We start from the raw sequence: 18,012 nt of genomic DNA, 5'->3' as shown, positions 1-18,012 counted from the left end.
TCTGAATTTTTATTCTGAAGTTTCTTTTTGTCCGAAATTACTTTTTTACCTGAAGCTCGTATTTATTAGCAATATCCTGGAATGTATCCACCACATAGCGAACTTTCTCCCAGGAAAGCCCGTATGTGTTAAGTTTCCAGACGCGTGTAGCTCCTGCAAATTCTCCGACAATACCCTTGCCTGAGAGTTCGTCTGAAAGGAAGAAACCTCTGCGCTTATGGTTCTGCGCTATTACATCGAAGTTGCCAGTGGTATCAACTTTTGAAAGGGTGTGTTTTCTCGGGTACTCTGAAACAACTTTGCTGCCTTCGATAGCAAGTAAACCATCAATCAGATAGTTCGACTTTTTCAACTCATCTTCCCAGTTCTTTACTCTCTCCCTTACAGCAGGGAAAGAAGCCATCATACCCAGCAGCGTCGATCCCATAAGTGTGCAGCCGAGCATCTCTACTTCTTTTACGCCAAACTTGCGCTTTGTGAGGTCTCCGGTCATCTGAGTCGTACGGAATACCTTTGGAGCCCACTCCTCGGTTGTTGCCAGTACCCCGGAAGGTGCAGGGGATGCCATGCTTTTGTGGCCTGAGCCCACGACAAAATCCGCACCTATATCCTTTCCATCAACTGGCCTGACTCCTACGGTATATGCGCCGTTATACAGGAGAGGAATATCGTACTGATGTGCAACTTTTGCGATACCTTTTACATCATGTTCATTGGCATACTGATAGTCAAAGTGGTCAATCATCACCAGTACTGGCAGTTTGCCTGTCTCCTGCTTGACGGCTTCAATCTTCTCAGCTGTAGCATCTGCCGTTACTATCTTTTTCTCGTTCAAGGGCACTTCCCTTACTATTCCGCCTGCTTCTTCTACTGCCAGGAACTCTGTATAATGAGCAAGGGCCGAAACAAGGACAGAATCCCCTTTATTTACCAGGGTAGATGCCACTGCCTGAAAACCGCGCCTTGCACCTGGTACTACGCGAGCAACGTCCATGTTAACAAAGCTGGCTAGCTGTTCATGAAACGGGGCAATAGGCGGGCTGGTGATTTTGTCCAGCCTGAAAGGTTTGCGGCAGGCATCACAGGTAGAGTAGCCGTCCCCATATGCTATGAGGGCTTTTCGTGCTTCGGGTGTAAGCCTTCCAGCTGCCTGGATCGGCTGTATATTGATGTAAGTTTCTTCTCTTGACCGGATCTCAATATTGTCAGCTATTTTCCTTATTTCAGGGGTTCCGGTGCTATTTTCTATATCGTCCAGAATTTTTCGGACTTTATTTACTCCTTCTTTAATGGAGTGTTCTTCTTCCGAAGTTGTGATATTTGGAAGGGTTTGTCTGAGGGTCTCCCGAATATCCTCAAGGGCAAAAAGTGCCTCAAATGTTTTTTGTGTTCTTATATCCATGAGATTACCTCTAAGCTGAAACCCGGAATCGAACCGGGATGTAATGGATTTGCAGTCCACCGCGTAGCCATTCCGCCATCTCAGCATTCATAGAGTTAGAGTTGCTGTTTTTTGTGCCCACACACCGCAGATATTCATAGTTGTGGATCTATTCCGATTTGCCCGATACAGCCATTTTGGCGAGTTAGGTTTCAGAATCTGCCTGAGAAGCTGTATTGAGAAGAACGGGTGTTTTTCGTGAGCCTCTGCAGAAAGCGGGTTATGTAATGTTGTCTGTTCGTCTACGACTTGCGTTTCGATAAATCTAAAAGTTTTCTTGGTGTGTAATGAAAACTTTTAAGCCAGAGCCTGGAATCGAACCAGGATTAATGGATCTGCAGTCCATTGCGTAGCCTTTCCGCCACCCTGGCACCAATTATTCACAATTGTGAATTGGCAACAGACCATACTCATTTTTGGTATTTAAAACTATTTTTTAAGGCAAAATGTGACTCAGTTCTAAAATCTAGTGATTTTTTCATTTTTTGATTGAAATCTAGAATTTCCAAGAAGAATGCAGTCTTCAATCAAACTCGATATTCGGGATCTTCCGGCATCAATCAATAGGCCACATTCAAAGGATTATGGCTATTTTCAAAATCTAGTGATTTTTAATTTCACGTTCATCACTAGATTTTGGCATTGTGTCCAAAATGTGTCATTTTCAACAATTAGACCCTGAAGTTTTCATATCTAAAAGTTTTCTTTGTGTGTAAAGGAAACTTTTAAGCCAGAGCCCGGAATCGAACCGGGATGAAATGGATCTGCAGTCCATTGCGTAGCCTTTCCGCCACTCTGGCACTACATGTTCACGATTGTGAACTGGCAACAGATCATACACAGTATTAATATTTAAAGTTATGTTTTAAGGCAAAAAGAGTTTCAAATATTTCTGCTGTTTGACATTTAGAAGGTTCAAATACACGTATACTGTTAATATATTTTTTCCATGAGCCCCGTGAAGAAGGACTCTACTGCCACAATGAATATACAGCCATTTAGAGATATCCACCTTTAAAAAGAGATGTTTTTTTCCTGGAATTGCCTGCTGGAGTTAATATTCTGCAATAAAAAAGAAAAGGAGGTTAGAGCTTTACAAATGAGCTCAATCAACAACAGTAAGATGATTTTGAGGCTTCAGTTAGATATGGAATCAGAGGAAGGGTTGATGTGCGACCAGATACCATAATGAAGTCCCCATATGACCCTGTATCCCTTTTAGAATCCATTGTTAGCTGTCCGCACATATTGATCCCTGTTCCTGAAATGCGATACATATTGAATACTTTCCATAGCCGGGATTTTCCTTTTTCAAAGAAACCACCTGTTACTTTCTTGAGTTGAACAAATTCCCGTTCAATCGGTTCCAGAGGATGAGTTCTAGCTTCAGTAAGCGTGTACTCCACTGCAAGAAGCATATGTCCAATTATACGCAAAGTGAAATACAGTTCTATTAGATTAAGAGCCTCCCATATTATTTCTACTGTAAGCCCGTCATCAAGGGCTTCCCAGAATGCTTCAACGTGTTCATCCAGATCGAGGATATAGTCCTTTGATCCGTCAACGATCTCTCCTTTCATACTTTAACCTTTTCGAATTCATATCTTCGCCTTCTTTAAATTCTCATTTTCACCTGTTCTTTTGTCTGTTCTGCTAAACTCCTGTTTCTTTCAGTTTTAAGAGGACTTCATGATTCAAAGGCAAAAACTCAAAGAGTTTTCTTTCCTCTGAATACATGGAATTCCTCCAAGCCAGGACCCGGAATCGAACCGGGATAAATGGGTCTGCAGTCCACTGCGTAGCCTTTCCGCCACCCTGGCAGCAGTTCATTCACAATTGTGAACTGACAACAGATCATACTCACCTTTAATATATTAATATATTTTTTAAGGCAAAAAGTACCTGAAAATTATCTGTACCCGCAGATTAAGGATAGAGATTGCCTGTTTACAAAAAAATAGTTGAGCATTTTCTGCCACTTCAACATGAATTCAGAATCAAAATAGGAACTAAGAGGATTCGGAACTGCCGAATCCCAATTATTCGCTGGCAGAGATATTCTTTAAAGCTTCATCAATAAAGTATGGAGCTTCTATCGCATTGATCCCTTTTTTTCTTAATTCTTCCTGCGGCCTGCTGCCAATTCTGGAGCAAAGCAAAACCTCACAATCAGAGATCAAAGAAATTGCCCTGCCCAGGATATCATCTGCATGCCCCTCATCCGCCGAGCCGCATACAGGTATAGTCTCCCGTACTTCCAGGAATTGAATATTGTCATCTTCAACCTCAAATATATAAAAGCGAGATGCTTTTCCAAAATGCTGATTGACGACCTTACCATCACTTGAAACAACAGCGACCTTCATCTTTAATCCCCATTTTTCCTTTTTAAATATTTAACAGAGACTTATTTTTTATTAATTTATTGGTTTGTATGCATCATATGCATCAGCAGGATATGCTGGCAAAGAAATGAGAGATTAGTAAAAATTAGAGGGGACAATCCCAATTTTTGCATTAGTCGCTATTTTATATAAAGCCTTCAAGCTTGAATACCTTTTATTCTCCAGAGTTACGCTATAGTAGGGTACCAATCTGGGGGAAAAAGCCATGATAAACTCTGCAAACCTTGGAATATTTCCTGCCATTACATTCATGTATTCAAAATTTCTGGACTGCAGGTCAAGAAATTCATTGTAATAGAGAAGGGCATTTGTTCCTCTCAGGCTAAAAGCCGGATCCCGGGCAGAGGACCAGCCAATTGTGCTATTCTTTCCGTAAAGAGTCAGATGTGCTGCGACTGTTTCTCCTTCAGGAGTTTCGGAAACAAACATATAACCAATGTCCTTTTTCCGCATCAGGTCAAATACCTTTTCGAAAAACTTTCTGGGTAATGGTATTTTCAGGTTCTGTCTCTCGTATACTTTGGAAAGCAGCCCATAATATGTTTCAGGATTGCTCCATTTTCTTGTCTCGAGTCCTGCTCCGGTTGCGGATTTAAGATCTCTCCGGATCGTCCTTGAAATATTGTCATTCACGTCTTCTTTAAGATCCAGGTAATGGGTATAGTGAACCTTTGAATCCCACCCATTCCATGTAAATGGTCTGATATCCTCAAATCCTGGAGAGAATTTTAGGTGAATACTGTCAAAGCCCTGCGAGCAGAGGAATTCTCTAAGGGAGTTAAGAATTTCGTGGTTTTCCTGAACTCGTCTGCCTGTTTTGGAGCTTGAACTCTCATTTATAAGGGGTCCGCAGTAGTCAGTCATACTGGATATCGAAGATGCCACTTTGAGAATTCCTTTGAGGTTCTTAACAAAAACGGGGCATCCTCCCACAAGCTCATCATTTCTGAAACAACCATAAATCCTGACGTCTCTTAAAAGGACATCCCTGTAGATCTGCAGCCAGTCGCTTGTGTGGAAAGGCGTACCTGGCTGGTTCCTTTCTACAAGCGTATCCCATTCTCTAAATTCGGATGGCGCTAATTCTCTAACTTCAATTTCATTCATTTCAAGCCCCAGCATAAAATAGGTGATTGTTCTTTATATGCAACGAATACGGTACTTACACAGTGAGCTGTACCTGTTTTGAACTCAACTGTGTAAGACTTAGCGTGAAAAATTTCACGGTTCTTAACTGATCTCCACGGTTTTTTCGTGGGCAGTTACCACATCATCCAGTTTCATCACAATATTCCCATCAGAAACCGTGTAAGGGATACTTTCCTTGGGGAATGACACACAGCCTCCTCCGATACCCGTTCCTTCTGCAGCGTCAAAAACGGTGCCACAGGAATCACATACAAGAGTGTCCTTATCAAGGCTAAACCCTATCGAATTGCATGGAGGGCATACATTGGACCTGACAAATATCTCATCATTAAATCTGTATGCCATAACCGCGATTTCCCCGCTGTCAGTATTTACTTTGAAATGAACATTTGTGTTCTCTTCTACAAAACTGAGTGGAATGGATACCTGGTCTGCACTGACCTCAGCAGTAATCCAGGTAGCTTTTACAGGACTCGCATTAGCTTTACCCGAAGATCCGACATCCGTACATCCTGCTGCCACGAGGGACACTGCGATTGCTAACAAAACCATACCGATTAATTTTATGTTCACTTTTTCACTCCGCTACGTTCCCATCTTTTAAGTATACAATACGATCAGAATAAGCTGCAAGTTCCCTGTTGTGAGTGACCATTATGACGGTCATCTCTCCTGCGAGGGATTTCAGTAAAGAGATTATCATTGAGCCTGTGTTTGCATCAAGCGCTCCTGTGGGCTCGTCTGCGAGCAGAATTTTCGGGTTCATAACAACAGCTCTGGCAATTGCAACCCTCTGCTGTTCTCCTCCGCTCAGCTCTACCGGTTTATGGTGCATCCTGTGAGCCAGCCCTACTCTTTCAAGAGCGCTTTTTACAGCGCCATCTTCTTTGTCACCTGCAAATACAAGCGGCAGGGCAACGTTTTCATAGGCTGTGAGAGAAGGGATAAGGTGAAACTGCTGGAACACGAACCCAACGGTTCTGCGCCTGAAATCGACAAGTTCTTTCTGGGACTTTTTTGTGATATCGGTATCTTTGATGAGGATGCTTCCACCAGTCGGTCTGTCAAGCATCCCTATAATGTTCATCAAAGTGGTTTTTCCGGAGCCTGACTGTCCCATAACGGACACGAACTCTCCTTCTTTGATTTCGAGGTTAATTCCGTGCAGAACTTCTACCTCGTTATGGCCAAGCCTGTATTTTTTTGTCACATCTTTGACCTGAATCAGGTTTTCAGTCGTTTTTTCAATCAGGTTATCTGACAGTCCTTCAGGATTACGGGATATTTCAGAAATTTCAGGATAATCAGACACTTCTCAACACCTCCGCAGGGTCAACTCCGAGAGCTCTTTTTGCAGGAATAATAGAAGCTACCATTCCAGTAACTATACAAATTCCGGCAACACCAGGCAGGATCTCCCACATTGGAGAAGGCGATACTGAGACCAGCATGGGTGCAGCAATTGCTGAGGCTGCCGTTCCTATGGCAAAACCGATAGTTCCACCGATTATTCCTATAATCGCTCCTTCAAAGAGAAGCATAGAAACTACCTGCCTGTTGCTTGCTCCGACTGCGCGCATAATTCCTATTTCTTTTAGCTTTTCATTTACGGACGCAAGCATTGTGGATGCAACTGTCAATGTGCTTACGAGCAGGGTAATTATCGACACTGCCATTGCTGAAGACTCGGTGTGTTCCACCACCGCCATTTCGGTCTCTACAATCTGGCTCATTGACCTTGCTTCAAGTCCGGGAAACACTTCTTCTATCTGCCTGCTGATCTCTTCAACAGGACAATCGTTACACAGCGCCCTAACTTCCAGACTGCTTACCTTTCCTTCCTTGGAAAGCAGTTGTTGGGACGTTGCAAGGGGAAGAATAATATATCCATCTTCATTGCCGCCTGTGCTCTCTATTACTCCGGCAACCTGAGCGTCAATGGAATTATCACCCTGGCTGAGAGTTATCCGGGAACCTTCTTTAAGCCCCAGAGGGCCGGCTATATCCGAGCCAACCATTACCTCGGTTTTCTCTGGAGTTTCTGCACCCATCCAGTGCCCCTGGATTTTCCACCAGGGCTTGAGTGTTTTTTCTTTTTCAGGGTCCACACCCATTATAACTACGGAAGAATCGCCAAGTTCCGCAACCCCATACAATCTCGGGGCTACAACTGCGAGGTTACTGTTATTCTGGATAGTATGAATTCTGGGAATTTCTGATTCCTCAATATAGTTCTCTCCCGTAGATAGAGAACCAATAGAGGTTGAACCCGCCACGAGCGGAATGTTTGTTACTTCAGGTCTGACTATGATGTTTGCACCGAATTTATTCGATTCCTCATAGAGACCGTCAGTTGCTGCGGAAAATGTAGTAACCACAGCCACTATTGCTGCAGCAGCCACTACCACACTCAACACTGCCAGACCAAGTTTTGTTTTTCTGCGGGATATGTCTTTTAAGACCAACGTATGTAAACGCATTTTAAATCCTCAATACTGCTCCCGATTCATCTTTCAATTGTTTACCTTTCAATTTTCACATTGAATCGAAACTAAATTTAATCGGATACCATGTTGAATCGAATATCATGTTGAATGGAATTTACTATACACCTGGTGTAAAGATCTGACTTTACATTGAGTGTAAATGTACTTTAACTTTACGCCAGATGTAAACCAGCTGAGATTAAAAGGACGAGTTGCCCTGGACTAAACGGGTTCCGTGAAAAAAGGTAGTCTTAAAGCTCATCATAAAGCTTATATTTGTTTACAGCAGTTGTAAACCCATGGTAAAGTTAGACCGGATAAATCTTTCCAATGAGGGTTTGACAAAATTTTTCAGCCCAATTGAAGCTCAGATTATGGAGGTTTTGTGGACAAACGAAGAGTCAACAACTCCTGAAATTACCGAAAAAACAGGAATTCCTTTATCCAGCGTTGCAGGGACACTTGACAGGCTTGTAAAAGCCGGTTTTGCAAAAAGAACGGTGGATAAAAGTGGCCACAGGGTCAGGTACCTTTACTCTGCAACTGAATCCATGGACAATACCGCAAATACCATCACAAGGAAAGTGCTGGACAGCCTTGTAGATACCTTCGGCAAAGTGGCTGTTGAAAACTTTCACACTTATAAAAATAATAAGTGAGCCCCATAAACAGGGTTTTTGAATGATTTTGAGCAGTGGACATGTTCTCTATTACGCAGGAAATTGACTGTTATATTACATGCATCACCGGTTCCGATCTTTTGCCACTAATAGGAATAGAAGCATTCCTGGCTTTAGTATTCTTTACATTTTATCTTAAAGCAGGAAAGCCAGTTTTCAGGCTTACTTCGTTTATTGCTGGACAGTTATTCATGGTACTTCTTATAGGTACGGTTATTTCGGCTATGCAGTGCAGTCAAATGCTGACAATCGAGATCTACACAGCCTACGCTGTTCTTTCAACCACAATTGTCATGCTCCTGCCAAAAGTATATTATAAAATCCTGATCCGAAAATACAGCGCTCAGCCAATTACTGAAATAGTGGACTGGCCTCAAGTATTTGTAAATGATTTAATCGAAGGAGCAAAAGTGTATTATTACGATTCAGCAGTGCCCGCAGCTTTTGCTTCGGGAAAAGTTATTTTTTTATCAATGGGGATGCTTGAGCTGATGGACGAAAAGGAATTAAAGGCTGTAATTGCCCATGAAGCATGGCATATCAGGTATAATAACAGGACTCCTTTATTGAGACAGTTATCTTTCATGACTTTTACGAAAAACCATTCAAAAGATGAACTTGAACTTCTTGCTGACGCTTTTGCTGGAAAAGTTGTTAGCGAAAGTGCAGTAAAATCAGCAAGGGCAAAACTGAACTAAAACTCAGATTTTTTTATTATTCTTTTCTCTCTTTAACTCTTTTTCTTTCATTTTTCTGTCAGGTGGAGAGTATCGCAACCTATTTAAGTTCACAATTGTTATCTATAGCTAAGTTCACAATTGTTAATTTACCTGGTTAAAAATTGTAAGTAGTAATGCTTGTCGAAAGTTTGCCGGGCTCATATTGTGATATTTCGACTTTCATCGAGTGTATAAATATGGATACTGAACTGAGTTCAACTGTTAAGGCAGACCTTCTGAGCATAGGGAGTGTTCAGATAGACCCGTCGCTTTTTCCTGCGCAGCTCACGAGTCTGGCCACGGCCGGACCCGGAGCTGGGGGGTCTTCAATCTTTTTCAGGTCAGGAGACCGACGGGTACGCCTTACGATTAATGAGCTATCTCCCTTGCGTGCGGTGCCTGAAGATGAAAATGTAGTCATCGTAAGAGGCGATGATGTAATTGCCAGAGGCATGCTTGAACGCCCTCTCTGCCACTGTCCTGAACAGGCATACATTACACTGTCCGAGAAATGCATATACGATTGCCAGTTTTGTCCCGTGCCGAAAATGCAGGGCGGGATAAAGGACAGCAAAAAGGTACACCGGATGGTTGCGGAAGCTTATGCGACAGGTGAACTGAAGGCAATTTCCCTTACAAGCGGGGTAGCTGTATCTCCAGAAAAGGAAGTTAAGAGGATGGTGGATATCGTAAAGCAGCTTACACGTGAGTACGATCTCCCAATAGGTGTCTCTGTCTATCCCACAGCAAGTTCATCAGCAGAACTTTATTCTGCAGGCGCATGCGAGATAAAATACAATGTTGAGACTATGGACCCCGAGCTTTTCCGTCGTGTTTGTCCGGACCTCTCGCTCTACACAGTTCTTGATGCTCTCGACACTGCAGTGAATGTTTTCGGCAGAAATCGGGTATCTTCAAACTTCATAATTGGTCTTGGAGAAAGTGACGAGACTGTCCGAAAAGGCATCAAACGTCTTACTGACAGGTGTATAATTCCAATTCTCAGACCTATATCTCCACATCCTCTAAGGAAAGATGCAATAAACATCCATCGACCGGATGCTGCACGGCTTCTAAAACTAGGAGGTATGCTCAAAGAGATGCTTGACTGTCAGTCCCTCTGTGTAGAAAAATCGAAGACAATGTGCCTTCTCTGTACTGGCTGCGACCTGACACCTCATAGAGATATTTGAAATCCTGATCGACTGAAATCGTAATTTATTTGACTTGCAATCAACTTGGAAATCATGATTAACTCCTAATTCGACATTGATTAGTTCCGACCCATAGCTTTTGAGGTCTTGGCCCTATTTTTGCGTGTACTCATGTGATGACAACTCTTCGGGCAATCCTTGAGGAGTATCATAGTTTCGAATTAGTCCATTCTTTCCAATATATTTCATTTTTTAACCCAATTGGGAAATATATTATTGATTTTTTAGCTTTAAAGGATAATATTTTAGAATTTATGGAAAAGCTTATAAAAGCCAGATCTAATCCTTTGAATACATGACACAACAATTTACTCTTACTATTGAATCCGGAAAGAACAGACTTGGAGAACAGGAAGGGTTTGGCAGAATAGAAATCAGACCCGGAGACACTCTATCAATAGTTGGTCCTACAGGTTCGGGAAAATCTGCTCTAATCAACGATATTGAAACTCTTGCACAGGGAGATACCATAACAGGCAGGAGGATTCTTATCAATGGGGAAGAACCTCCAGAGTCTTTTGTACGTGAGCCTGCTTTCAAACCAATTTCCCTGATTACCCAGAATACGCGCTGTCTGGCTGATCTTTCGGTCGAAGAATTCCTGCTCATGCATATAAGGGCACGAAGACCTAGCAGGGAAGATTTGCTCGATGAGACAATAAACCTTGCAAATACCTTTACCGGTGAAGAGATCAGTCTTAAGAGCCGAATGAGCGGCTTATCCGGAGGCCAGACACGGTCTCTTATGATTGCAGATGCCCTCATAATCGGTGACACTCCAATAATTCTCCTTGACGAGATTGAAAATGCAGGGATTTTCAAAGATCGCGTTATCCAGTCTCTCCAGGGAGGAAACAAGGCCGTTATCCTTGTAACACACGACCCTTACCTGGCTCTTACAACCGGCAGGAGGATAGTTATGAGGTACGGGGGTGTTTCCTCTGTGATCGAACCGACAGGACAGGAGCAGGACCTTATTGAAGATCTCGCCCTAATCGAAGACAGGCTCCATCAGCTCAGAGAAAAACTCAGACTTGGAGCTTCTTTCTCCTCAGGCTCTTCGTCCGTTCATTCAGAAGTAGTAATGGCTGCTGTTAACAGGGTGTGATTTTAAATGAAACTCCTTATAATCGCAGGCCCTCCAAGCGGAGGAAAAACTGCTGTAATTCGCCAGATAATTAAGAATTTGCCTGAAGGCTCACTCCCCGCCTTTCTCAAGATTGATGTCGTGCATGCAACAGAAGATAAGGAACTTGCAGAAGAGTTCGGAATTCCTGTCAAAAAGGTCTATTCAGGGGATGTATGTCCTGACCATATGGGAATTCTTGTCCTTGATGATGCATTGCGCTGGGCTGAGAGTCTCTCAAGAAATATCCTGATTATCGAAAGTGCAGGGCTCTGTCTCAGGTGTACCCCTTACACAAAATACTCACTTGGAATTGCAGTTGTGAGCGCGATTTCAGGAACAAACTCGCCCTTCAAAATGGCCCCTCTGCTAGCTCTTGCAGATGTGGCGGTTGTTACGAAAACGGATCTCATATCCCAGGCAGAAAAAGAGGTCTTCAGGGAAAGTATCAGAAAAGTTGTCCCTGATATTGACATTGTAGAGACAAATGCAATTCAGGGAACAGGTCTCAGGTACCTGATGAGAAGAATTGTCAATCAGCCTGAAATCGGTCCTGACCCTATCGTGCTTAGAGGCGCTCCTCCTCTTGGCGTCTGTACGGTGTGTATCGGGAAAAAGGAGATCGGGTGGAAAAACCACTTTGGAGTCATCCGACCCCTGGATATGCCGGAGCCCCTATATAGAGGTGACTGATGGTGATTAGCTGGAACCCTCCGGGTAAAAACTGTGGGGCTTGCGGTTCCCAGACCTGTGCAGACTTTGTTTCCAGGATTGAAGCCGGGTCAGCAGAAGTAGACCTGTGTCCGTTTTACAATATGGAAAATACCCTGCGCCCGGAAAAAATTGCAAGCAGAGAAAGTATAGAGCTTCAGGTAAGAAACGCTACTTACTCAGGCGTTGATGTTGCCGGAAAAGAATACGACTTCGTCCTCCTTCCTTTCCCGGGTGAGCCTTCAGCACGCAAATTCATAGTGCCTTTCAGGGCAGACCTTGTGGAGAAATGGAACATTAAAAAAGGAGACCTCGTAACCGGCAGGCCGGCGGGGCCGGGATGCCCTCTTTATCATGCTTTAAGAGTTCTCAGCGCAAACCCTATCACGGGTGTACTTGAGTGCCATACGGTAGGCCCAATGGCTGCAAGAAAAGAAGATGCACACGATGTCCAGGCGTACCATGTCCATGCTTTCGAAGGGATTGTCAGCGTTATAAAGAAGCCCCCTGTCCTTGGAACCAGGCAATATTTCCTGCCCGGCAACTGCATGATTGATCTTGCACACACTGCTCTTGTGAACATGGTTTTTAAGAAGCCTTCTGGAACTCATGTTCGGCTTGAGGATATTCGGATATTATAACGGCTATTGAATAATCGCTATATCATGAAAATGGGATAATATGAAAACTATTGAAGAGATAAATGAGAAGGTCGCCAATAAAGAAGCGATAATCTTAACTGCTGCCGAACTCAAGTCCATGGTGCGTGACGGGAAAGAAGTTACTATTGATGATGTGGATGTTGTCACGACCGGGACCTTTGGCGTGATGTCCGGCACGATGGCAGTTATGATGGTGCCTGTTGCTGGAAAATGTAGTTTTGAGAGGGCAGACGCGATCTGGTTGAACGGTGTGCCTGCTCAGCCCGGTCCCTGCCCTAACGAACGCCTGGGGGTTGTGGATCTTGTAATAAACGGGACAGCTCATGCAAATGCCAGGTACGGCGGTGGGCATCTTTTCCGGGACCTTGTAGAAGGAAATGAGATTGAGGTCCTTGTGGAAGCACATGGCAGGAGATATGAAAATCAGGTTACGCTTGAGGATATCGACTTTGCCAGAATAATTACCACAAGGCTTGCGTTTAAAAATTACCACGCACTGATAAACCCCACCTCCTCGACGATCAGCACCATTTTCTCTGTGACAGGCCTGACAGGCCCTTTTACGGAAACAACGGTATCAGGGTGCGGTGAAATAAATCCTCTTCAGAACGACCCCTCTCACAGGTCAATAGGCGTGGGCACAAGGGTCCTTTTAAACGGTGCACCCGGCTACATTATGGGGAAAGGAACTAGAGCCAGCCCTGATAAGCCTAACGTCTCAGCCTATGCAGATATGAAAGGAATGGATCCGACCATGATGGGCGGAATGAAAACCTCACATGGGCCTGAATGCCTTACTTCACTTGCAGTCCCTATTCCTGTCCTTGATGAAGAGATTCTATCTGGATTAAAAATTCTGGACCAGAATGTCCCATTACCCGTATCAGACGTAAACGGGCGTACTGCTCATGCAAAAGTGAATTACGGGCATATCTGGGGAGGCACTGATAAATTTATCCGCGTCGAAAAAGAAAAGTGCCTGCACCATCCTGATTGTGCTGCAATGCACACCTGTCCCACGGAAGCAATCTCAAATGATTGCGTTATCAACAGAGATCTCTGTATTAACTGCGGTACCTGTACCCTCCAGTGTTCTGAAGGAGTATTCCGTGCAAGGCTTGGGTCTATCGAATTGGCTGAAGGAATTGTCCCTGTATCCCTGAGGCAGTCAGACAGAGTAAGGGCAGAAAGACTCTGTACGATCCTTAAGAACCGTATCCTGAAGCAGGAGTTCGTGCCTACGAAGATGCTGGAACCCCTCTAATGAGTTCAAATTTATGAACTTATTCTATAATCGCAATACCCTGTATCATGTCAGCCATATAATATTGCAGAAAATAACTGCATAAATAGTTCAAATTACTGGAAACTTCAATAATTACCTGATAATTTTATCAGGAACTCCTGGCCGACGTGATACCAACTCGCACAGTCGGGAAGTCATTTGATTTTTTGAAATACTGGATTTTTTCCAATTATTAATAAACAGCTGGTATTTTTCATGGTAAAAGAAACAACTGAATCTGATATTCGTATCAATCAGAAAAATAAAAGCATCCAAAAAAATGATGATGTGAAACGGGATTATCTGGATTCGGAATCATCTTACTCCAGATATGGGGTTAAGACAGATGTTGTTATAGTCCGCTATGGTGAGCTTGCTCTCAAAAGTCCTGGAGTCCGGAATTGGTATGAGAAAATTCTCATGAAAAATATTGCCGCAATGCTGGACTCAAGAGATATTCCATACTCCCTTATGCGGAGAGAATGGGGCAGGATATTTATTGAGACAACAGATCCGCGTGCATCTGAAGCAGCAGCAGATGTTTTTGGGGTTGTCTCAACCTCACCTGCGTTAATAACAGAACCGAACCTTGAGGGTGCAGCCGAAACCTGTGCTCTTCTTGGAAAAGACCTCATAATGGAAGGCGAATCTTTTGCTATCCGGGCCAGAAGAAGTGGAAACCATCCTTTCTCTTCAACTGATATAGGTAAAACCTGCGGAGATGCTGTCTGGAATGAACTTGAAAAGGAAGGACAGAACCCCAGGGTTGACCTGAGTTCTCCTGATAAAGAAATCTTTGTAGAAATTCGGCAGAATCTGGCATATATTTTCCTGGAAACAGTTAAAGGAGTGGGAGGGCTACCCCTCGGCACGCAGGGAAATATGGTAGTGCTCATTTCCGGCGGCCTTGATTCCCCTGTAGCTGCATGGCTCATGATGAAGCGTGGAGTAATGATTACCCCTGTATATTGCAATAACTCCCCTTATGCGGAGGATGCGGCAAGAGAGCGTGCCTTTGACTGCATCAGGCAGCTCCAGAAGTGGGCTCCAGGTTATCAATTTACGACCTATGAGATCCCTCACGGTCCCAACCTGAGATCCTTCATAGAAACATGCAATCGGAAAAACACATGCCTCCTCTGCAAACGCATGATGTACAGGGAAGCCTACGAGGTTATGAAAAAGGAAAAAGCAAGCGGAATTATTACCGGCTCTTCCCTTGGTCAGGTGGCTTCTCAGACTGCTGCTAATATGCACGCTGAAATTTACCAGCTTGCTATTCCGATTTATCACCCTTTGATTTCTTTTGATAAAACCGAAATCATGGATATTGCCCGCAAAATTGGAACCTACGATATTTCAAGTAGACAAGCAGGCAGCTGTGGTGCCGTGCCGGAGCGTCCTGAAATAGGGGCAAATTACGACCTTATAGTACTTGAAGAAAAGAAACTGGATAGCGAAACTATGGTTTCAAATGCTTTAAAAGCCGCAAAAATCCTTAAGCTCTGAGAATAATCCAATTTTTCTGGCCCGTATAGCGTTATTCACTCCTCTGTGTTGTTTCCGGGATTAAGAGAAACATTTTTCGGGCCAGAAAGTTATTTTCTATAGTGTCCTGTTTTGTATTCTGTTTTTCTTAATGCCAGTATGAATTCATCTGTTACTTTTTTCTTGTGTAGCTTTTCTGTTGTTTTTTGTTGATCATCTGCAGGTAAGGCCATCCCTTACCTGATGATCAGTGGAGATTTTTCAGGCACATTTTGCCCAAAAAAAGGAGTTTAAATATTAACAGATGCAATTATGTATTGTAAGTTCACAATTGTGAATTGGCTGGAGCCAGCGGATCATAAGCTGATAACCTGCTGTATTCTCGGATAGTAAATTCATAATTTGGACAAAGAACTGCTGGAAAAGCAAAATGGCTACACTGGGACTGAAGGAACGTTTAGCCCAGTCGGATCCTAGACTATCGATTTGAAGTGAAAAAATATGAGGGATAATTTCCCCATAAAGGAGGTTCAAATATAAGTGAGCATTAATAGCAGATCGTAACCTGACATATGTGAATCTTGTGTTGTCCAATTGCCATTTGATTTCCTTCATATGGCATGAAGACTTCAGTCATAAACGAACAGACAGTATTTCATACAACCCACAACATTTTTACAACCCATAATCCGTAGAAGTACATGAAAGTGCCGCCTTTTGTCCTTATACAGTAATTTCAGGATGCCACTTAAATGAAACATCGGGTAAACTGGCGAATCCTTTAATTGTGTACATCTACGGAATTTGTGGGACAAAATAAGCAGCTCAAAATTGTAGAATAACCTGGACAATAAATGCTGAGATGGCGGAAAGGATACGCAGTGGGCTGCAGATCCATTCATCCCGGTTCGAGTCCGGGTCTTAGCTTGGAGGGTTTTCTATGCCTTTACAAAACATTCATCACAAAAACTCTTTGAAAATCAGGTTAAAGTTTATCAGGTCGGTGTACTCACTTGTACATTTTTTGATAAAGTAATTCAAATTGCGTGCGGCTATGCGATGCATTTTCTAATGCGCTTGTAAAGAAATTAATATTACTATATTTGAACTGAAAGAGGCGGAAAGCGTCTGATAGCAAAGTATGAACGCATTGTAAAAGAACATTCCCAGGGTAAATTTCATGCTCTGATGAATGTGTTTTATATGAAATTTATTTTAGTTAGGACTTACGCGGTTGAAGCACTTTTTCATAAGTTATATTAAAATACTTTTTTTAATATATTAGTATAAATATAATCAAAAAAAAAATCTCTGGGTTGAATGAAATAAATCCTCCTAAATGCACTGATCTTGATTACATCAACTTTCTTATTGCTTCTTCACGCGTATTTAGCTGTACCGAAGCTTCAAAGTGCAGTTATTTAGGTTCTAATAATCCAGCTCATGACTCTTTTACCCGTCTTCTTCTAAGGCAGCCTCCGGATACGGAGGCTTTATGGGAAGAAGTAAAAGATATAGTCACTCCTTACACTGGATTTCTTGTTTTTGATGATACTGTTCTCGATAAACCATATTCTAAGCGTATGGATCTTGTTTACAGACAATGGAGTGGTAAATATCATCAGATTGTAAATGGGATCAATCTTGAAACCGTTGTCTGGACGTTTAATGATGCCATAATCCCTGTTGACTTTAGAATTTACGATATAAATACTGATGGAAAAACAAAAAACGATCATTTCCTTGATATGCTAAATAAAGCAGAAGAACGTGGTTTTAGACCTGAATTTGTTCTGTTTGATACGTGGTATTCCAGTATAAAGAATCTCAAAGAAATCCGGAAAAAAGGATGGCACTGGTTAACAAGGTTGAAGAAAAACCGTTTAGTTAACCCTGATAAGACTGGCAATGTAGCAATTGAATTGTTAACTATTCCACCAGGAGGTATGACAGTTCATCTGAAAGAATACGGCTTTATTAAGGTATTTCGGATAGTTTCCGAGGATGGAGACACGCATTACTGGGCTACAGATGTACTGGATATGAAGGAAGAAAAAAGGAAAGACCTGGCAAAGAAAGCATGGAAAATTGAAGAGTACCATAGAGGAATAAAACAGTTTTGTGGAGTTGAAAGATGTCAGGCAAGAAGAAAAAGTGTGCAGAGAGCACATATTATGATGGCACTAAGAGCATTTCTAAGATTTGAAATGCAAAGAATAAAAACAGGAATTACATGGTTTGAGACAAAGTTAAGCATTACAAGAAATACTATAAGTCAATATATCAGAAACCCAATCTACGAATTAAATTAAAAAGTAAAAAACGCCAAAGCTGCCTGCAAAGCAGGCAAGTGCGTAAGTCCTATTAGTATTAAGGGGGTTTATTTACGAAAAGTCTAAAAGTATGTCCAAAATGCCATGCTAAGCTAAAAGTAAGCTCAAACAACGGACCCAGTACTGTACCACTTGCAATTACTGGACAAAGGTAGGTACTGCAAGGCTCGATTCGATCATGATTTATGCATAAGAAGTCTGCATACGAACCATACGTAGACCTCTTAGCCAGCCTATCGTAGAATCTGGTAATGATACAAAGCCGGAACGAAAGAATGACTCAGCCTTTGCACTTGGTTTCTAGCCTGCCATG

Annotated in this window: 17 protein-coding genes and 5 tRNA genes; 10 read left to right on the top strand and 12 right to left on the bottom strand. The window is 42.6% G+C overall.

Translation table 11 applies throughout. The features are described from left to right. Window positions 1-37: 37 nt before the first annotated feature. The 11 genes from pscS to RSJ42_RS06650 all read right to left on the bottom strand — a co-directional run bounded on the left by pscS (window position 38) and on the right by RSJ42_RS06650 (window position 7,475). Entirely contained in the window at window positions 38-1,402 is a 1,365-nt protein-coding gene (pscS, locus tag RSJ42_RS06700; protein WP_048048033.1) for an O-phospho-L-seryl-tRNA:Cys-tRNA synthase, read from the bottom strand. Between the two features lie 13 nt (window positions 1,403-1,415). Then, window positions 1,416-1,487, bottom strand: a tRNA-Cys gene (locus tag RSJ42_RS06695). Window positions 1,488-1,741: 254 nt separating this feature from the next. After that, a tRNA-Cys gene (locus RSJ42_RS06690) sits at window positions 1,742-1,812 on the bottom strand. Between the two features lie 357 nt (window positions 1,813-2,169). Further along, window positions 2,170-2,241 (bottom strand) — tRNA-Cys (locus RSJ42_RS06685). Between the two features lie 309 nt (window positions 2,242-2,550). Next, window positions 2,551-3,021 carry a hypothetical protein gene (locus tag RSJ42_RS06680; protein WP_048048034.1) on the bottom strand — a complete coding sequence of 157 codons (471 nt, stop codon included), beginning with the start codon at window positions 3,019-3,021 and terminating at the stop codon, window positions 2,551-2,553. Window positions 3,022-3,190: 169 nt separating this feature from the next. Continuing rightward, window positions 3,191-3,261 (bottom strand) — tRNA-Cys (locus RSJ42_RS06675). Between the two features lie 219 nt (window positions 3,262-3,480). Continuing rightward, a complete protein-coding gene (locus RSJ42_RS06670) occupies window positions 3,481-3,807 on the bottom strand; it encodes a NifB/NifX family molybdenum-iron cluster-binding protein (protein WP_048048035.1) in 327 nt (108 codons plus the stop codon). Between the two features lie 114 nt (window positions 3,808-3,921). Further along, window positions 3,922-4,953 (bottom strand): GNAT family N-acetyltransferase, encoded by a 1,032-nt coding sequence (locus RSJ42_RS06665; protein ID WP_048048036.1) that lies wholly within the window; start codon window positions 4,951-4,953, stop codon window positions 3,922-3,924. Between the two features lie 123 nt (window positions 4,954-5,076). Continuing rightward, window positions 5,077-5,568, bottom strand: coding sequence for a Fe-S-containing protein (locus RSJ42_RS06660; RefSeq protein WP_048048037.1), 492 nt, complete (start codon window positions 5,566-5,568; stop codon window positions 5,077-5,079). Between the two features lie 4 nt (window positions 5,569-5,572). After that, a complete protein-coding gene (locus tag RSJ42_RS06655; protein WP_310892339.1) occupies window positions 5,573-6,307 on the bottom strand; it encodes an ABC transporter ATP-binding protein in 735 nt (244 codons plus the stop codon). Beyond that, window positions 6,300-7,475, bottom strand: a complete 1,176-nt coding sequence (locus RSJ42_RS06650; RefSeq protein WP_080932904.1) for an ABC transporter permease — start codon at window positions 7,473-7,475, stop codon at window positions 6,300-6,302. Before RSJ42_RS06650 ends, RSJ42_RS06655 begins: the two co-directional genes overlap by 8 nt. Before the next feature lie 305 nt (window positions 7,476-7,780). On the opposite strand from RSJ42_RS06650, the gene RSJ42_RS06645 reads away from it, so the two are divergent. The 8 genes from RSJ42_RS06645 (at window position 7,781) to thiI (ending at window position 15,387) form a co-directional block, all read left to right on the top strand. Beyond that, complete coding sequence (locus tag RSJ42_RS06645) at window positions 7,781-8,140, top strand: BlaI/MecI/CopY family transcriptional regulator (RefSeq protein WP_048048039.1); 360 nt, start codon at window positions 7,781-7,783, stop codon at window positions 8,138-8,140. A gap of 41 nt (window positions 8,141-8,181) precedes the next feature. Beyond that, complete coding sequence (locus tag RSJ42_RS06640) at window positions 8,182-8,859, top strand: M48 family metalloprotease (RefSeq protein WP_048048040.1); 678 nt, start codon at window positions 8,182-8,184, stop codon at window positions 8,857-8,859. Window positions 8,860-9,077: 218 nt separating this feature from the next. After that, window positions 9,078-10,073, top strand: a complete 996-nt coding sequence (locus tag RSJ42_RS06635) for a radical SAM protein (protein WP_048048067.1) — start codon at window positions 9,078-9,080, stop codon at window positions 10,071-10,073. A gap of 316 nt (window positions 10,074-10,389) precedes the next feature. Next, on the top strand, window positions 10,390-11,202 hold the full coding sequence (locus tag RSJ42_RS06630; RefSeq protein ID WP_048048041.1) for an ATP-binding cassette domain-containing protein: 813 nt from the start codon (window positions 10,390-10,392) through the stop codon (window positions 11,200-11,202). A 6-nt stretch (window positions 11,203-11,208) separates the two neighbouring features. Next, window positions 11,209-11,913 (top strand): GTP-binding protein, encoded by a 705-nt coding sequence (locus RSJ42_RS06625; protein WP_048048042.1) that lies wholly within the window; start codon window positions 11,209-11,211, stop codon window positions 11,911-11,913. Further along, window positions 11,913-12,572, top strand: coding sequence for a (Fe-S)-binding protein (locus RSJ42_RS06620; RefSeq protein WP_048048043.1), 660 nt, complete (start codon window positions 11,913-11,915; stop codon window positions 12,570-12,572). Before RSJ42_RS06625 ends, RSJ42_RS06620 begins: the two co-directional genes overlap by 1 nt. Window positions 12,573-12,612: 40 nt before the next feature. Next, window positions 12,613-13,857, top strand: coding sequence for a methanogenesis marker 16 metalloprotein (locus tag RSJ42_RS06615; protein WP_048048044.1), 1,245 nt, complete (start codon window positions 12,613-12,615; stop codon window positions 13,855-13,857). A 237-nt stretch (window positions 13,858-14,094) separates the two neighbouring features. Then, the gene (gene thiI, locus RSJ42_RS06610) at window positions 14,095-15,387 is read left to right on the top strand and encodes a tRNA uracil 4-sulfurtransferase ThiI (protein ID WP_155400545.1); all 1,293 of its coding nucleotides are present in this window, start codon (window positions 14,095-14,097) and stop codon (window positions 15,385-15,387) included. Between the two features lie 89 nt (window positions 15,388-15,476). On the opposite strand, the gene RSJ42_RS06605 is transcribed toward thiI, so the two are convergent. Then, window positions 15,477-15,599 carry a hypothetical protein gene (locus RSJ42_RS06605; RefSeq protein WP_259637133.1) on the bottom strand — a complete coding sequence of 41 codons (123 nt, stop codon included), beginning with the start codon at window positions 15,597-15,599 and terminating at the stop codon, window positions 15,477-15,479. Between the two features lie 623 nt (window positions 15,600-16,222). Here RSJ42_RS06605 and RSJ42_RS06600 point away from each other — a divergent pair. Both RSJ42_RS06600 and RSJ42_RS06595 read left to right on the top strand, forming a co-directional pair. After that, window positions 16,223-16,293 (top strand) — tRNA-Cys (locus tag RSJ42_RS06600). A 365-nt stretch (window positions 16,294-16,658) separates the two neighbouring features. Further along, entirely contained in the window at window positions 16,659-17,678 is a 1,020-nt protein-coding gene (locus RSJ42_RS06595) for a transposase (RefSeq protein WP_152688528.1), read from the top strand. The last annotated feature ends 334 nt before the right edge of the window (window positions 17,679-18,012 follow it).

Origin of the sequence: Methanosarcina hadiensis, from assembly GCF_046529725.1 — an archaeon.
Lineage (GTDB): Archaea > Halobacteriota > Methanosarcinia > Methanosarcinales > Methanosarcinaceae > Methanosarcina > Methanosarcina hadiensis.
The sequence above is the reverse complement of the archived record's forward strand: the minus strand, read 5'-3'. Positions and strand labels throughout refer to the sequence as shown.

Coding starts and splice junctions, on each gene's coding strand:
- RSJ42_RS06665 (WP_048048036.1), bottom strand. CDS start 4,953: ATGAATGAAATTGAAGTTAGAGAATTAGCGCCATCCGAATTTAGAGAA.
- RSJ42_RS06605 (WP_259637133.1), bottom strand. CDS start 15,599: ATGGCCTTACCTGCAGATGATCAACAAAAAACAACAGAAAAGCTACAC.
- RSJ42_RS06620 (WP_048048043.1), top strand. CDS start 11,913: ATGGTGATTAGCTGGAACCCTCCGGGTAAAAACTGTGGGGCTTGCGGT.
- RSJ42_RS06615 (WP_048048044.1), top strand. CDS start 12,613: ATGAAAACTATTGAAGAGATAAATGAGAAGGTCGCCAATAAAGAAGCG.
- RSJ42_RS06640 (WP_048048040.1), top strand. CDS start 8,182: ATGTTCTCTATTACGCAGGAAATTGACTGTTATATTACATGCATCACC.
- RSJ42_RS06680 (WP_048048034.1), bottom strand. CDS start 3,021: ATGAAAGGAGAGATCGTTGACGGATCAAAGGACTATATCCTCGATCTG.
- RSJ42_RS06645 (WP_048048039.1), top strand. CDS start 7,781: ATGGTAAAGTTAGACCGGATAAATCTTTCCAATGAGGGTTTGACAAAA.
- RSJ42_RS06630 (WP_048048041.1), top strand. CDS start 10,390: ATGACACAACAATTTACTCTTACTATTGAATCCGGAAAGAACAGACTT.
- RSJ42_RS06650 (WP_080932904.1), bottom strand. CDS start 7,475: ATGCGTTTACATACGTTGGTCTTAAAAGACATATCCCGCAGAAAAACA.
- RSJ42_RS06625 (WP_048048042.1), top strand. CDS start 11,209: ATGAAACTCCTTATAATCGCAGGCCCTCCAAGCGGAGGAAAAACTGCT.
- thiI (WP_155400545.1), top strand. CDS start 14,095: ATGGTAAAAGAAACAACTGAATCTGATATTCGTATCAATCAGAAAAAT.
- pscS (WP_048048033.1), bottom strand. CDS start 1,402: ATGGATATAAGAACACAAAAAACATTTGAGGCACTTTTTGCCCTTGAG.
- RSJ42_RS06635 (WP_048048067.1), top strand. CDS start 9,078: ATGGATACTGAACTGAGTTCAACTGTTAAGGCAGACCTTCTGAGCATA.
- RSJ42_RS06670 (WP_048048035.1), bottom strand. CDS start 3,807: ATGAAGGTCGCTGTTGTTTCAAGTGATGGTAAGGTCGTCAATCAGCAT.